The organism is Bacillus sp. LUNF1, from assembly GCF_011008975.1.
GTDB classification, from domain to species: domain Bacteria; phylum Bacillota; class Bacilli; order Bacillales; family Bacillaceae; genus Bacillus; species Bacillus velezensis.
On record NZ_CP048876.1, the window covers coordinates 2821199 to 2834963 of the forward strand.

General features: G+C 47.3%; 13 protein-coding genes. 4 read left to right on the forward strand and 9 right to left on the reverse strand.

The genetic code is table 11. The annotated features are described in order from the left end of the window. Positions 1 to 35: 35 nt before the first annotated feature. From pfkA to dnaE, 5 genes are all read right to left on the reverse strand, one after another. Positions 36 to 995, reverse strand: a complete 960-nt coding sequence (gene pfkA / locus G4O42_RS13805; protein ID WP_007408068.1) for a 6-phosphofructokinase — start codon at positions 993 to 995, stop codon at positions 36 to 38. 191 nt (positions 996 to 1186) lie between these two features. Continuing rightward, positions 1187 to 2164, reverse strand: coding sequence for an acetyl-CoA carboxylase carboxyl transferase subunit alpha (gene accA / locus G4O42_RS13810; protein WP_025285100.1), 978 nt, complete (start codon positions 2162 to 2164; stop codon positions 1187 to 1189). After that, positions 2149 to 3021 carry an acetyl-CoA carboxylase, carboxyltransferase subunit beta gene (accD, locus tag G4O42_RS13815; RefSeq protein WP_007613077.1) on the reverse strand — a complete coding sequence of 291 codons (873 nt, stop codon included), beginning with the start codon at positions 3019 to 3021 and terminating at the stop codon, positions 2149 to 2151. Before accD ends, accA begins: the two co-directional genes overlap by 16 nt. A gap of 328 nt (positions 3022 to 3349) precedes the next feature. Further along, on the reverse strand, positions 3350 to 4582 hold the full coding sequence (gene ystJ / locus G4O42_RS13820) for an NADP-dependent malic enzyme (RefSeq protein ID WP_007613079.1): 1233 nt from the start codon (positions 4580 to 4582) through the stop codon (positions 3350 to 3352). A 139-nt stretch (positions 4583 to 4721) separates the two neighbouring features. Continuing rightward, the gene (gene dnaE, locus G4O42_RS13825; RefSeq protein WP_032873689.1) at positions 4722 to 8060 is read right to left on the reverse strand and encodes a DNA polymerase III subunit alpha; all 3339 of its coding nucleotides are present in this window, start codon (positions 8058 to 8060) and stop codon (positions 4722 to 4724) included. Between the two features lie 143 nt (positions 8061 to 8203). Between dnaE and ytrH the strand changes: the two genes are divergently transcribed. The 3 genes from ytrH (at position 8204) to G4O42_RS13840 (ending at position 9341) form a co-directional block, all read left to right on the forward strand. Then, the gene (ytrH, locus tag G4O42_RS13830; protein ID WP_003152438.1) at positions 8204 to 8545 is read left to right on the forward strand and encodes a sporulation membrane protein YtrH; all 342 of its coding nucleotides are present in this window, start codon (positions 8204 to 8206) and stop codon (positions 8543 to 8545) included. Then, complete coding sequence (ytrI, locus tag G4O42_RS13835) at positions 8542 to 9045, forward strand: sporulation membrane protein YtrI (protein ID WP_007408062.1); 504 nt, start codon at positions 8542 to 8544, stop codon at positions 9043 to 9045. The genes ytrH and ytrI overlap by 4 nt, the downstream gene beginning before the upstream one ends. A gap of 104 nt (positions 9046 to 9149) precedes the next feature. Beyond that, positions 9150 to 9341: a YtzJ family protein gene (locus G4O42_RS13840; protein WP_007408061.1), complete on the forward strand. Its 192-nt coding sequence runs from the start codon at positions 9150 to 9152 to the stop codon at positions 9339 to 9341. Between the two features lie 17 nt (positions 9342 to 9358). Here the strand turns inward: G4O42_RS13840 and G4O42_RS13845 are convergent, their stop codons facing one another. Further along, positions 9359 to 10300: a DHH family phosphoesterase gene (locus G4O42_RS13845; protein ID WP_003152435.1), complete on the reverse strand. Its 942-nt coding sequence runs from the start codon at positions 10298 to 10300 to the stop codon at positions 9359 to 9361. A 116-nt stretch (positions 10301 to 10416) separates the two neighbouring features. Here G4O42_RS13845 and G4O42_RS13850 point away from each other — a divergent pair, with 116 nt between their 5' ends. Beyond that, the gene (locus tag G4O42_RS13850; RefSeq protein ID WP_003152434.1) at positions 10417 to 10719 is read left to right on the forward strand and encodes a YtpI family protein; all 303 of its coding nucleotides are present in this window, start codon (positions 10417 to 10419) and stop codon (positions 10717 to 10719) included. Between the two features lie 28 nt (positions 10720 to 10747). Here the strand turns inward: G4O42_RS13850 and G4O42_RS13855 are convergent, their stop codons facing one another. The 3 genes from G4O42_RS13855 to G4O42_RS13865 all read right to left on the reverse strand — a co-directional run bounded on the left by G4O42_RS13855 (position 10748) and on the right by G4O42_RS13865 (position 13717). Continuing rightward, positions 10748 to 12064: a CBS domain-containing protein gene (locus tag G4O42_RS13855; RefSeq protein WP_032873686.1), complete on the reverse strand. Its 1317-nt coding sequence runs from the start codon at positions 12062 to 12064 to the stop codon at positions 10748 to 10750. A gap of 138 nt (positions 12065 to 12202) precedes the next feature. Continuing rightward, a complete protein-coding gene (locus G4O42_RS13860; protein WP_007613083.1) occupies positions 12203 to 12889 on the reverse strand; it encodes a metal-dependent hydrolase in 687 nt (228 codons plus the stop codon). Between the two features lie 60 nt (positions 12890 to 12949). Beyond that, entirely contained in the window at positions 12950 to 13717 is a 768-nt protein-coding gene (locus tag G4O42_RS13865) for an SDR family oxidoreductase (protein WP_017418355.1), read from the reverse strand. Positions 13718 to 13765 lie beyond the last annotated feature (48 nt).

Genomic DNA, 13765 nt, shown 5'->3' on the forward strand with positions numbered 1-13765 from the left:
TTCACTTCCTTCTGAAATCTTCAGCTTCTTCCGCCTTAAATAGACAGTTCTTTTGAAAGCTGATACATGTTTGGTTCAACAGTATGTTTTGATTCTAAAATTTCTATAATATCATGGTCTACAAGCTTGTTGTTTTGTATACCTACGCAGCGTCCGCCTTTTCCTTTAAGCAGAAGCTCAACCGCGTAAGCGCCGAGGCGGCTTGCAAGAACCCGGTCAGAAGCGCTTGGAGATCCGCCGCGCTGGATGTGCCCTAAAACGGATACCCGTGTTTCAAGGTTCGTTTCTTCTTCGATGCGTTTTCCGAATTCAACTCCGCTGCCTACCCCTTCTGCAACGATGATGATACTGTGTTTTTTGCCGCGGTCGTGCCCTCTCTTCAAACGGCCGATAATTTCCTGCATATCGTAGTCCGCTTCAGGAATTAAAATTGATTCCGCTCCGCCTGCAAGACCTGCCCATAAAGCAATGTCGCCCGCATGGCGCCCCATCACTTCAATAACGTATGTACGCTCATGAGACGTAGCGGTGTCACGGATTTTATCAATCGCATCAATTACGGTGTTTAGCGCCGTATCAAATCCGATCGTAAAATCAGTTCCCGGGATGTCATTATCTATCGTACCCGGTACACCTACACACGGAAACCCGTGTTCCGTTAATTTTTTCGCACCCATGTATGAACCGTCTCCGCCGATGACGACAAGACCTTCAATGCCGAGTTTCTTTAAATTTTCGATTCCTTTTTCACGGCCTTCAACTGTTTTGAATTCAGGACATCTGGCCGTATACAGCTTTGTTCCGCCGCGGTGGATGATGTCACCGACCGAACCAAGCTCCAGTTTCTCTATTTTTCCGCTGATTAATCCTGAATAACCGTTATAAATTCCGTACACTTCGACGTCGTGGTAGATAGCTTTCCGCACAACCGCGCGCACCGCAGCGTTCATACCCGGGGAATCCCCGCCGCTCGTTAAAACTCCTATACGCTTCATTTCCTATTCACCTCAGCAACATATATATGTTAAACATATCATGATCATTGCCCTAAAACAATGAAAAGGGACGCCTGAGCTCCCATGAAACCTTACCTATTATACAATTAAATAAATTGTTTTTAAATAAAATTTAAGGAATATCACAAAAATCACAAAAAATAAACGTGAGCCATAGGCTTCACGTCTATTCAGTTTACCCCGATATATTGATCCTCAACCGAAACTTTCCCGATTGCTTTATATTTTTCATAGCGCTGTGAGATCAATTCTTCGGCGTTCAATTGAAGAAGAGATTTTAACGTTTCTTTAAGAATACCGTCAATATAGCCCGCCTGCTGCTTGATATCATGGTGAGCTCCGCCCTTCACTTCTTTAATCATATCATCAATAATTCCTAATTCTAATAAATCGGGCGCAGTAATCTTCATGGATTCGGCCGCTTTTTTCGCAAGGCTGGAGTCTTTCCACAAAATGGACGCGGCTCCTTCAGGAGAAATAACGGAATACGTCGAGTTCTCAAGCATCAGCATGCGGTTGCCCACACCTAATGCAAGCGCGCCTCCGCTGCCGCCTTCCCCGATGACGATACAAACGACAGGCACAGTCAGGCCGGCCATCTCGAACAGGTTCTTGGCGATGGCTTCACTTTGTCCCCGTTCCTCCGCTGCTTTACCCGGGTACGCTCCCTTCGTGTCGATGAAGCAGATAATCGGGCGGTTGAACTTATCCGCCTGCTTCATGAGACGAAGCGCTTTGCGGTAGCCCTCAGGGTGAGGCATCCCGAAATTGCGGACAAGGTTTTCTTTCGTGTCTTTTCCGCGCTGATGACCGATGACGGTGACCGGCATGCCGTGATATTTGGCGACTCCGCCGACAATCGCCGCATCGTCTCCGTATGTTCTGTCTCCGTGGCACTCAAAAAAGTCGGTAAACAGGTATTGAATGTAATCAAGCGTCGTCGGCCGGTCGGGAAGGCGTGCGATCTGCACTCTGTCCCACGGCTTCAGGTTTTTATAAATCTCATCCTGGAGCTTGCTGAGCCGGTCTTCAAGCCTTGCGATTTCAGCGCTTAAATCCATCTCCGAATCTTGGGTGAATTTTTTCAGTTCGGCGATTTTCGTCTGCAGTTCAATCACTGGTTTTTCAAATTCTAATCTTGCAGCCACTCATGCTCACCTCCTGTTTGGTGCATGTCCAGCAGAAATGCGAGTTTGTCTTTCATGTCGTTTCGGTGAATCACCGCATCAAGCTGGCCGTGCTTTAATAAAAATTCCGCCGTCTGGAAATCTTCCGGCAGTTTTTCCCCAATCGTCTGTTCAATAATACGTCTTCCGGCAAATCCGATCAAGGCGCCCGGTTCAGCGAAATTATAATCACCGAGAGACGCGAAACTGGCCGATACGCCGCCTGTCGTCGGATGGGTCATGACAGAAATAATCAGTCCCTGCTCCTCACTGAACAGTTTTAATGCAGAGCTTGTCTTGGCCATTTGCATAAGGCTTAAGACCCCCTCCTGCATACGTGCGCCGCCGGAAGCGGTAAAGATGATAAATGGGACTTTTTCCTCTTTTGCTTTTTCAATTGCAAGCGTGATTTTTTCGCCGACAACCGAACCCATGCTGCCCATTCGGAATGTTGAATCCATGATCGCGATCACGGCAGGGAATCCGCTGATGGTTCCTTTTCCGGTAACCACCGCTTCATTCAGCGATGTTTTCTCACGGTCTTTTTCGATTTTTTCTAAGTATTCCGGGAAACCGAGCGGGTTTTCAGATATCATTCCCTGGTTGAATTCTTCGAATGAATCTTCATCCAGGAGGCTTTCAATGCGCTGCTTTGCATTCATGGGGAAATGGTGCCCGCAGTTCATGCAGACGCGCAGGTTTTTATCTAACTCTTTTGTGAGCATGATTTTTTTACATTTGGAGCACTTTGTCATAATGCCTTCCGGAACATCATGTTTTGCCTGCTCAGACGGCACGGAAGCATATTTTTTCTTTTTTGTGAATATATCCTTTAACAAATGATTACCTCCCTTTTGTGAAGGGTTCTCTTCACTGCATGTCTTCCGATTAGATAGACTTAATAATAACTTTACCGAAACTATTGTACTTTTTTTGTCAAACGGTGTCATCCTCCATTCGACATTTTTTGCTGCAAAACAGACGGAAACGGACGGATTTCATACCGTAAAAAGCGTTGTTCAGCCTTATCTGTCAGCGTTTTCAAAAGAAATAAGGATTCTGCTGAATTTTTTTTAAGACCTGCCCTTAAAAAAATGCCAGCAGTCCGTATATTGAACAGCAGCGCGTTGTTTTTTTCCAACGCGCTGCCATTTCATTTTTGTGTTATTATTCGCCGATAACCGTGAGCTGTCTTGTTTTTTCAGCCACTTCCTCAGGATCGACCGTAATTCTGGCGACGCCCGTTTCCATCGCTGCTTTCGCAACAGCTTTCGCAACGGCAGGAGCCACACGTTTGTCAAATGGAGCCGGGATGACATAATCAGCGCTTAATTCTTCCTCTGAAACGAGGGAAGCAATCGCTTCAACCGCAGCAATTTTCATTTCTTCGTTGATGTGAGTCGCGCGAACGTCAAGCGCCCCGCGGAAAATTCCAGGGAATGCCAGCACGTTGTTAACCTGGTTCGGGAAATCAGAACGGCCTGTTCCGATTACGCTTGCGCCGGCTGCGCGCGCGTCTTCAGGCATGATTTCCGGATTCGGGTTGGCCATTGCGAAGATAATCGGATCTTTCGCCATGCTTTCCACCATTTCTTTCGTCAGCGCGCCTTCGACTGATACGCCGATAAAGACGTCTGCATCTTTAATGACATCCTGCAGCGAACCGTCGTTGCGGTCTTGGTTTGTAAACTTGGCCACTTCGTTTTTCACTGCGTTCATGCCGGCCGGACGCCCTTCGTAAATCGCCCCTTTAGAGTCGCACATCACGATGTCGCGTACGCCGAAATGGTAAAGAAGCTTGATGATCGCGATGCCTGCCGCTCCCGCTCCGTTTGCCACAACTTTAATGGATGACATGGATTTTCCTGATAATTTCAGCGCATTTACAAGTCCGGCAACGGTTACGATGGCAGTGCCGTGCTGATCATCGTGGAAAACCGGAATGTTTGTTTCTTTTTTCAGGCGCTCTTCGATAATGAAGCAGTTCGGCGCCGCAATATCTTCAAGGTTGACACCGCCGAATGTCGGTGCAAGCAGCTTCACAGTGTCAATGATTTTGTCCACATCGTTTGTGTCAAGCGCGATCGGGAATGCATCCACGCCCGCGAAACTTTTGAACAGCACCGCTTTCCCTTCCATGACCGGAAGTGAAGCTTCAGGCCCGATATTACCGAGACCGAGAACGGCTGATCCGTCTGTTACGACTGCTACCATGTTCCCCTTCATTGTATAATCATATACTTTGTTTTTATCGTCATAAATCTCTTTACAAGGCTCAGCTACTCCGGGAGAATAGGCAAGGCTTAAGTCGTCCGCGTTTCTGACTTCTACCTTTGCTTTTGATTCCAGCTTTCCTTGGTTTACTTTGTGTAAATGTAACGCTTCTTCTCTTAATGACATTCTAAACACTCCTTTTAAGTACTTTGTTACATATTCTGCCGCATAGACTGGTACAATCGCTGGAGGTGAAAAATTTCAGAATCTTTAAATAAGATAGCACAATTGTTTCAATTGTATAACAAAATGATTATTGTTACCACTATTTTAACACGACGTTTTCGCGGCCCAGCAGCTCTTTTAAGCGGTATAACGCCTGATGGTCCGCCTGAATATGAAAAGTATCCGGCAGCCTGATCGTCTGCTTGTCTTTTTCATAATAAAGATAAACGCCGGTTTCCCCTTTATGCTCCAGTAAAATACGCTTCATCTTTTCCAAAAACTCCTGATTGTGCCGGCTGCCTTCGATTTTGATGTAAACAGACGGCGCTCTGTCTGCCTCCGTCTGCTCAAGAAGAGAGGCGGATGACATGATGAATTGTGTCTTCTCCTGACGCTCTTCCATTTTTCCGGCGGCGAATAAAAGCGCGCCTTCTTTTAACAGCGGAGACAGCCTTCTATATTGGTCAGGAAACACGACGGCTTCCATTTCTCCCGTTTCATCGCTTAATGTGAGAAACGCCATATGCTGACCTGTCTTTGTCCGAATCGTTTTGATGCCCGCGAGCAAAGCGCCGATTGACAGCTGTCCCTTCGGCATCTGCCGCGCTGCTGTGATCGCTTGCGCCCCCCTTTTTTTCAGGAGATCCCTGAAAGCAGATAAAGGATGGCTTGAGAAATAAACACCGAGAGCTTCTTTTTCGAACCGAAGCTTGTCCACGAGCGGAAATTCCTCAGCCTCTACATATTTTGGCTTAATGGAGAACGATTCTTCCAAAAACAATCCCATTTGGTCATCGTCTGCACGAAAAAGTTCAGCGTGCTCTAAAGCCACATCAACGGAGGCCAGCAAGGCGGCGCGATTTTGATTGAATTCGTCCATGGCGCCAGAAAATATAAGGGCTTCGATGGTTTTCCGATTCACGCTTTTTGCGGGTACGCGAAAGCAGAAATCGAAAAGATCCTCGAACGGTTTATGTGTTCTTGCTTTATAAATATCTTTCACTGCCGAGACGCCTACGTTTTTAACGGCCCGCAAACTGTATCTGACGGCTCCGTTTTCCGGCGCAAACGGAAAACCGCTTTTGTTTATTGACGGCGGAAGGACTTGAATCCCGCTCCCCTTCGCTTCATGCAGATATTGCGATATTTTGTCCTCATTGCCGATGACGCTCGTCAACAGCCCGCACATAAAATATAACGGATAATGCGCTTTTAAATAGGCGAGCTGATAGCCGATCATGCTGTATGCGACAGCATGGCTTCTGTTGAATCCGTAGTTAGCGAATTTTACAATCAGATCGTAGACCTCGTTTGCAGTGACTACAGAATACTCCTTTTTTATGCACCCTTCAACAAAATGGCTTCGCTCTCTGTCCAGAATGTCCTTTTGCTTTTTGCTGACAGCCCGTCTGAGCAGATCCGCTTCACCTAATGAAAACCCTGCCATGCGCGAGGCGATCATCATTATCTGTTCTTGATAGACGATGACGCCGTAAGTGTCACTGAGAATATTTCTTACATCCTCGTGCGGCACTTCCACACGCGCCCGCCCGTGTTTCCGGTCGATAAATAACGGAATATTTTCCATCGGTCCCGGCCTGTAAAGCGCGTTAACCGCGACAATGTCTTCCAGTCTTGACGGCTTCAGGCGCTTCAATACGTTTCTCATTCCTGATGATTCCAGCTGGAAAATACCCGTCGTATCACCGTTTGACAATAGTGAGAACGTTTTTTCATCCTGATAAGAAATCTCGGAAAAATCAATTTTCGTATTCGTCTCTTTTTCAATCATCGTTTTAATGGATTCAATAAGCGTCAAGTTGCGCAAACCTAAAAAGTCCATTTTTAAAAGACCGAGATCTTCCAAGTGATCCATCGCATACTGCGTTAAATACACGCCGTCATGCCCTTCTTGAAGAGGGACAACTTCCGAAAGCGGCTCTTTACTGAGAACGACCCCGGCCGCGTGTGTTGACGTGTGCCGCGGAAGACCTTCAATTTTCCTTGCGATCTGAAACACTTTATGAAGAACGGCGGATTCGGACAGCCGCCTGTTCAGCTGAGCGGACTGCCGCCTCGCCTCCTCAAGCGTCATTCCCGGTTTTGACGGAATCAGGCGGGCAAGCTGGTCGGCTTCTTTCGGGCTGATTCCGAACACTCTCCCGGTATCCCTTAACGCCGCCTTTGCGGCCAATGTCCCGAAGGTGATAATCTGGGCGACGTGCATGGCCCCGTACTTATTTTGTACATACTGAATGACCTCATCCCTTCTCGTATCAGGGAAATCGATATCAATATCCGGCATGCTGATCCGCTCGGGATTAAGAAACCTCTCAAACAGCAGAGAATGTTTAAGCGGATCCACGTCGGTAATGAAAAGGGAGTAAGCGACAAGCGAGCCTGCCGCGGACCCCCTTCCCGGGCCTGTCACAATGCCCTTTTCATGCGCGTACTTCATAAAGTCCCATACGATGAGAAAATAATCACTGAATTTCATGCGCCTGATGATGTCCAGCTCATATTCAAGCCGGCGGACAGCGCGCTCATCAGGAGTGCCGAAACGGAGGCGCAGCCCCTCATGACAGATCTCCGCCAAATAGTCATCGGCTGATTTGCCGTCCGGTGCCGGAAAAGACGGAAGCTGTGTCTGTCCGAGGCTGACATCGACCCGGCATTGCCGGGCGATACGCGCGGCTGCTTCAATCGCTTCCGGATGCCGCGTGTAAAGCTCTGCCATTTCTTCAGGCGTCCTCAAGTATAAGTCCGGCAGATCCCCGCTCTGATCCTCCCACTTCTCTCCGGCTTTAATAGCGCACAGACAGCGGTACGCATCTTGATCTTCTTTCTTGATATAACGGACATCCCCCGCAGCGCAGACAGCGATTTCCGTTTCGGCTGACAGACGGAGAATCTCTTCTGATAACGTCTCATGTCCTTTAAACGGCTGGTATCCTAAATAAAAACGGCCGTCTCCGAACAGCTCCCGGAATCCTTCGGCAGCCCGGACCGCTTCTTCAAACTTCCCGGTTTGAAGCAGGCTTTCAATGTAGCCGTTTTCACCGGGCGTAATGGCGATCAGCCCCTCACGATAGCTCTTCATCCATTTTCGCTTCATGCCGCCCTTTGCCATGGATTGCAGCGCACTTGAGATTTTCACCAGGTTCTGATAGCCGGTGTTTGTCTCTGCTAAAAGAATGAGCGGGTGTGCTTCAAGCTCCGTATCGTCCGTGTATATAGAAGCCGTCAGACCGATAATCGGCTTAATTCCGTTTGATTTGCATGCTTTATAAAACTCAATGGCGCCGTACATCACATTTTCGTCCGTCAGCGCCAATGATGAATATCCGAGTTCCTTCGCTTGAGTAACAAGCTCTTTTACAGAAGCGGCGCTGTTTAACAGGCTGTAGCCGCTATGTACTTGCAGGTGAACAAAAGACAATGCCGCCACTCCTTTCCCATACGTTCATTTTGCCTTTCTACATTATAAGACGGGTTTTCTTAAGAAACAAATGTTCTTTTTTTGACTCATCATCATACTTGTCCGTTTCGCTCAATATGATAGAAAAGTGAGGTGGTGTATATATGGATCAGGAAGCCGGATTTATGGCGAATTTCATCAGCAGTTATTTTATCGCCCTCGGTGTGTTGCTCGGCGGCGCGCTGATCGGCGGACTCGGAGCTTATTTATCAGGTGAGCCTCCGCTGACAGCGATCACAAAATTGGCGAACAGGCTGAAGATCTGGGCGCTTGTCGCGGCCATCGGGGGAACATTTGACGCGGTATACAGTTTCGAGCGGGGGCTGTTTGAAGGCAACACGCGCGACATCTTCAAACAGCTTCTTTTAATTATTTCAGCAATGGGCGGCGCGCAGACCGGCTGGCTGATTATTTCATGGCTGACCCAGGAGAATATGTCATCATGAGAATTCCCGAGTATTATAAAAAACCGGGATGGCAGCGTTTTTTTGCGGGAATGATGTGCGGAGCCATCGTCAGCTGGCTGTTCTTTCTGTTTACATACGGAACGTTTCAGGAAGAACAGGTGACGTTAATTGAAAAGCAGCGTGAGCACGCGCGGGATTTAAAAAACCAAATCTCGATCTATCAGAAGGATCTTCATAAATTAAATGAGGATAATAAGCAAAGACTTCTCATCCAAAGTGTTGATGTGAAGCTGATCAATGGGGAAAAATACAGAATCGCTCAGCCTGACAAGATGAAATTTGAGGAACAAGTGAAAGATAATATTTCTGAAGTCATCACAAAGGATATTGAAAGTGTGTATAAAACAAAGGAACTTTTAAAACGGACGATCGAAAACAAGATATACACCATAAATGAGAAGGAATTTAAGGCTGAAGTAAAGGAACTGACGATTTATACGAGATTGTCTGTCGAAATTCATATTTCTTTTGCGACGTAATTATGTCATTTTTAAAAAATTTCCATAGACCTGTCGCTTTTTTCTCCGCTTTTTTATAAACTGTAGATGAGACATTTTCAAGATTCTGAAGGGAGGAAGGGAAAATGGAGGTTTTTAGTGAACGCCGCTTGGCAAAAGATCATGCAGCCCGAATCAGACAAGGCTATTCCGCATATGCAGAAACAGACACACTCGCTTCCCTCATAAAAAAAGAACTCCAAATCTGTAATCTCCGCGTCTACGAAGACCTGACTGATTTCGGCTGCTGGTTCATCCCCGTGACAGATGAACACTAAGAAAGAGGGTCTCCCCTCTACTTGTGTTCGTTACATACCTCTTCCAGATCAGCAAGAATCTGATCGGTTTCATCCCAGCTGAAGATGGATGCGCCGGCCGCAAGCGGATGTCCGCCGCCATTGTATTTCCGGGCAATTCCGTTGATGACCGGACCTTTTGAACGGAACCGGACTCTGATTTGATCGTCTTCTTCTACGAAAAACACCCAAGCGCGGATACCCGAAATATTTCCGAGTGTTCCGACAAGCTGCGACGCTTCAGAAGCGGTGGTTCCATATGTCTCCAAAATGTCTTTTTTAATGAAAACGGAAGCGACGCCGTTTTCAGACAGTGACACATTTTGATAAATAAAGCCGTTAAGCTTCACCACATTTAATTTTGTTTCATACAATTGATTGAACAGCTCTGACGATGAAAATGGGAACTCAATGAGCTCTCCCGCGTATTTTAATGTCTTTTTTGTGGTGTTCGGGAATAAGAAACGCCCCGTATCACCGACGATACCCGCGTAGATCAGCTCAGCTGCTTTCGTATTCAGTTTCCAGCCGTGCTGCTTTCCTTCCAGGTACAGTTCATAGATCATTTCGCTTACGGAGCTTGCATTCGTATCGACCCATAACAGATCGCCATACGGATCTTCATTTGGATGGTGGTCTATTTTCATGAGCTTTGCGCCGGAATGGTAGCGCTGATCGTCGACCCTGCCTTGGTTTGCGGTGTCGCACACGATGACAAGAGCATCTTTATAGGTTTCGTCATCCACCTCATCGAGGGAATATAAAAAAGACAAGGACGGCTCAGGCTGTCCGACGGCAAAAATATTTTTTTCGGGATACGTTTCCCGCAGGATTTCCGTAAGGCCGCACTGTGAACCGTAGGCATCCGGGTCAGGCCTCACATGTCTATGTAAGATAATGGTGTCATATAATGATATGGTTCTGATCAGTTCGGATTTCATCGTTTTCTCCTTTTTGTTTTTATTCATTTAATCATACTCTTTATCCATGGAAAAGGAAAATCTTTCAGCAACGGTATAAACGGTTTTGCAAACTCATATAATGGAGGATTTCATTTATGCTGGTTTTTGTTTTTCTCATCGGGCTTTCTGCCTGCTTTTACGTGTATTACAAAGTAAAAGGAATCCAGACGAAACGGGCGCTGGAGAAGGAATGTTTTTCGGCTAAATCAAGTATGGCATTAGGCGCGCTGGTGCTTTTGTACGGAGTAAACCAAATGATTCTGTTTCACTCTGTCCTGACCCTGGTCATCGGCGGCGTCTTCATTTTAATCGGAGCAGGCAGCGCATGGGCCGGGTATAAAGCCTATAAGCACTATGAGCCCATCCATGCAAAGGAAGCGGAGAGAGACCACGCATAATGAATGCCAAGGGACCCGGGTGCGTCCCTTAACTTCTCTCCATCAGCTGCACCATGAGCATCGCTTTTGAAACGATGCCGCTTTGGCTTGACACTTCCACTTCCATTTTCCCGAATTTCCGGCCCGCCTCTAAAATGCGCGGTTTCACTTCAATGACCGACTCCATCTGTACGGGCTTCAGGAAGAAAATCGTAATGCTTTCAATGACCAGCTCGCCGCGTTTGCGGGAGCGTAAAAATCGGCTGGCGGCCTGGGTTAAAATCGTCGTAAACACCCCGTAAGAAATCGTGCCGAGCTGATTGGTCATTTGCGGCGTGACTTCATATTGATAAACGGCCGGCGTTTTGTCATCTTCCTCTTCTTTAAATCCCCTTGAAACAATATCATCCAGCTTTTCCCCGACCTGAGGCTGCTTTTGAACCATTTGAAGCGCTTTTAAGACATCCTGGCGGCTGATCATTCCGATCATTTTGTGATGCCCGTCTGTCACCGGAAGCACTTCAATTCCTTCCCAAACCATCATTTGAGCCGCTGAGGCGACAGATGTTTTCCCGATCACCGTGACAGGGTTTTTGGTCATTACTTTTTCAATCGGAACTGACCGGTCATGCCCCGCGATATCTTTCGATGTGAGGATTCCGTGGATTTTCATCTGCTGATCGATAACCGGGAAGCGGCCGTGTCCGGTTTCATAGTTTTTTTCGTACCATTTCTCCAGCTTATCCTTAGGGGACAGCGTCACTGTCCGATCTGCGGGCGTCAAAATGTCTTCCACGAGCACAATCTCTTTTTTTATGAGCTGATCATAGATCGCCCGGTTGATCATCGCGGCTACCGTAAAGGTATCGTAGCTCGTGGAGAGAATCGGAAGCTCAAGCATATCGGCCAGCTCGATAATGCTGTCGTCGGTATTAAACCCTCCTGTTACCAAAACAGCCGCGCCCGCTTCAAGCGCCTGGCGGTGGGCGTTGATTCGGTTCCCGACGATTAACAGGTTCCCCGCCGCCGTATAACGCATCATCGCGTCAAGCTCCATCGCGCCGATCACAAACTTATTCAACGTTTTATGCAGACCGGCTTTTCCGCCGAGCACCTGGCCGTCTATCACATTGACGACCTCGGCGTATGTCAGCTTTTCAATATTTTCTTTTTTCTTCTGTTCAATCCGGATGGTCCCCACACGTTCAATAGTGGAAACGAATCCTTTGTTTTCGGCTTCCTTAATGGCTCTGTAAGCCGTTCCTTCACTGACTTTCATTTCTTTCGCAATTCTTCTGACCGAAATTTTTTCACCGACAGGAAGCGAATCTATGTATGATAGGATTTGTTCATGCTTTGTTGCCAAGCGTTTCACCTCTAAGGACAGTCTTCTGCTTTTATTATAAGGGTACGGGGGATTCATTCGCAATGAGACGCCCGAAAAAAGGCGGCATCACAAAAAGACCTTCTGAATGCTTGATTCAGAAGGTCTTTGACACATATGTCAGGCAAGCTCAATGGTCTCGCCGGCCGCCATGACTTTGCCGACGCCTCCGGGCAGACTTTCGGCGAAAGCGTCAGGGTCCTGTTCAATGACGGGAAATGTATTGTAATGAACGGGAACGACCTGTTTCGCTCTCAGCCACTCAGCCGCGAGTTTCGCATCTTCAGGGCCCATGGTGAAGTTATCACCGATCGGCAGAAACGCCAGGTCAATGTGGTTCAGTTCCCCGATCAGTTTCATATCTGAGAACAACGCCGTGTCCCCGGCGTGGAAAATCGTCTTGCCGTCAATCGTCAATAAAATCCCGGCCGGCATCCCCGTGTACGTAATAGTTTTGTTTTCTTCATCAGTGACCGCCGATCCGTGGAATGCCTGTGTCAGTTTCACTTTGCCGAAATCAAATTGGCGCGCCCCGCCGATATGCATCGGGTGGACCTTTAAACCTTTAAAGCCGAGATAAACGGCCAGCTCATTCGGCGCAATGACGAGCGCATCGTTTTGTTTGGCGATCTGCTCTGTATCTCCGACATGGTCATTGTGTCCGTGAGTAAGCAGGATGACATCCGCTTTCACTTCTTCCGGTTTCAAATTTGTCAGACTGTTTCCGGTCAGAAACGGATCAAAAATAATGTTATGGGTTTTCGTTTCCACTTGAATGACAGAATGTCCGTGATAAGTCACTTTCATTGTTTTCACCTCATAAAAAATTAATATTTATCAAGTTCCCTTTTTGACAAACGAAAAAACTTACAGGGATTGATGCCTGTTAATCACATTCAGCCCGCCTGTTGCTTCAATGACCGTTCCGGTTACAAGATCGGAATCTTCTTCACATAAAAAGGCGATGATTCTCGCAATATCCTCTCCGGTTCCGGACCTGCCGATCGGCGTCTTTTCTTTGCCGATTTTCCGTCTTGCTTCCTCTATAGACGCTTCTTTCATATCTCCTACAATATCACCCGGACAGACCATATTGGCCGTAATGCCTGATTCAGCTTCTTCAATCGCAATGGTTTTCGTTAACGAAGCCAATCCGACTTTAGCCGCTCCGAAAGCGGAACGGTGAAGCCAGCCGGGGGCATGGTCCGCTCCTTGAAAACCGTATGTAATAATCCGGCCGAACCGCTGCTGTCTCATGACCGGGATAACCGCTTTAAACAGATGGAAAACGGCGCTTAAATTCCCTTCAAGCATGTCATACCATTCGTCATCGGAATAATCGGCAAGCTTTTTGCGCTCAAATATGTACGGCCCGGCATTGTTAATCAGTATGTCAATCCTTCCAAACCGCTGAAGGGCTGCATCGGCGATCCGCATGAGATCTTCTTTCCGGGTTACATCGCCCTTAACGAATTGCAATCTGTCATGGCACCCGGGATAATCCGCCTTCAGACAGGCGACCGCTTCTTCGTCTTGTCTGTAATTCACTGTGACAGAAAAGCCTTTTTCCAGAAGCATTTCAGTCACTTTTCGGCCCAATCCCTTTGTACCGGCAGTGATTAGAGCATGTCGCACATTGAATACCCTCCCCAGGCAACGTAGCCGCTTCAATAAAATCAAGAC

Bases quoted from the DNA above. Each gene is read 5' to 3' on its own strand.
- pfkA (WP_007408068.1), bottom strand. From the start codon at position 995: ATGAAGCGTATAGGAGTTTTAACGAGCGGCGGGGATTCCCCGGGTATG.
- ystJ (WP_007613079.1), bottom strand. From the start codon at position 4,582: ATGTCATTAAGAGAAGAAGCGTTACATTTACACAAAGTAAACCAAGGA.
- ytrH (WP_003152438.1), top strand. From the start codon at position 8,204: ATGGATCAGGAAGCCGGATTTATGGCGAATTTCATCAGCAGTTATTTT.
- ytrI (WP_007408062.1), top strand. From the start codon at position 8,542: ATGAGAATTCCCGAGTATTATAAAAAACCGGGATGGCAGCGTTTTTTT.
- G4O42_RS13840 (WP_007408061.1), top strand. From the start codon at position 9,150: ATGGAGGTTTTTAGTGAACGCCGCTTGGCAAAAGATCATGCAGCCCGA.
- G4O42_RS13845 (WP_003152435.1), bottom strand. From the start codon at position 10,300: ATGAAATCCGAACTGATCAGAACCATATCATTATATGACACCATTATC.
- G4O42_RS13850 (WP_003152434.1), top strand. From the start codon at position 10,417: ATGCTGGTTTTTGTTTTTCTCATCGGGCTTTCTGCCTGCTTTTACGTG.
- G4O42_RS13860 (WP_007613083.1), bottom strand. From the start codon at position 12,889: ATGAAAGTGACTTATCACGGACATTCTGTCATTCAAGTGGAAACGAAA.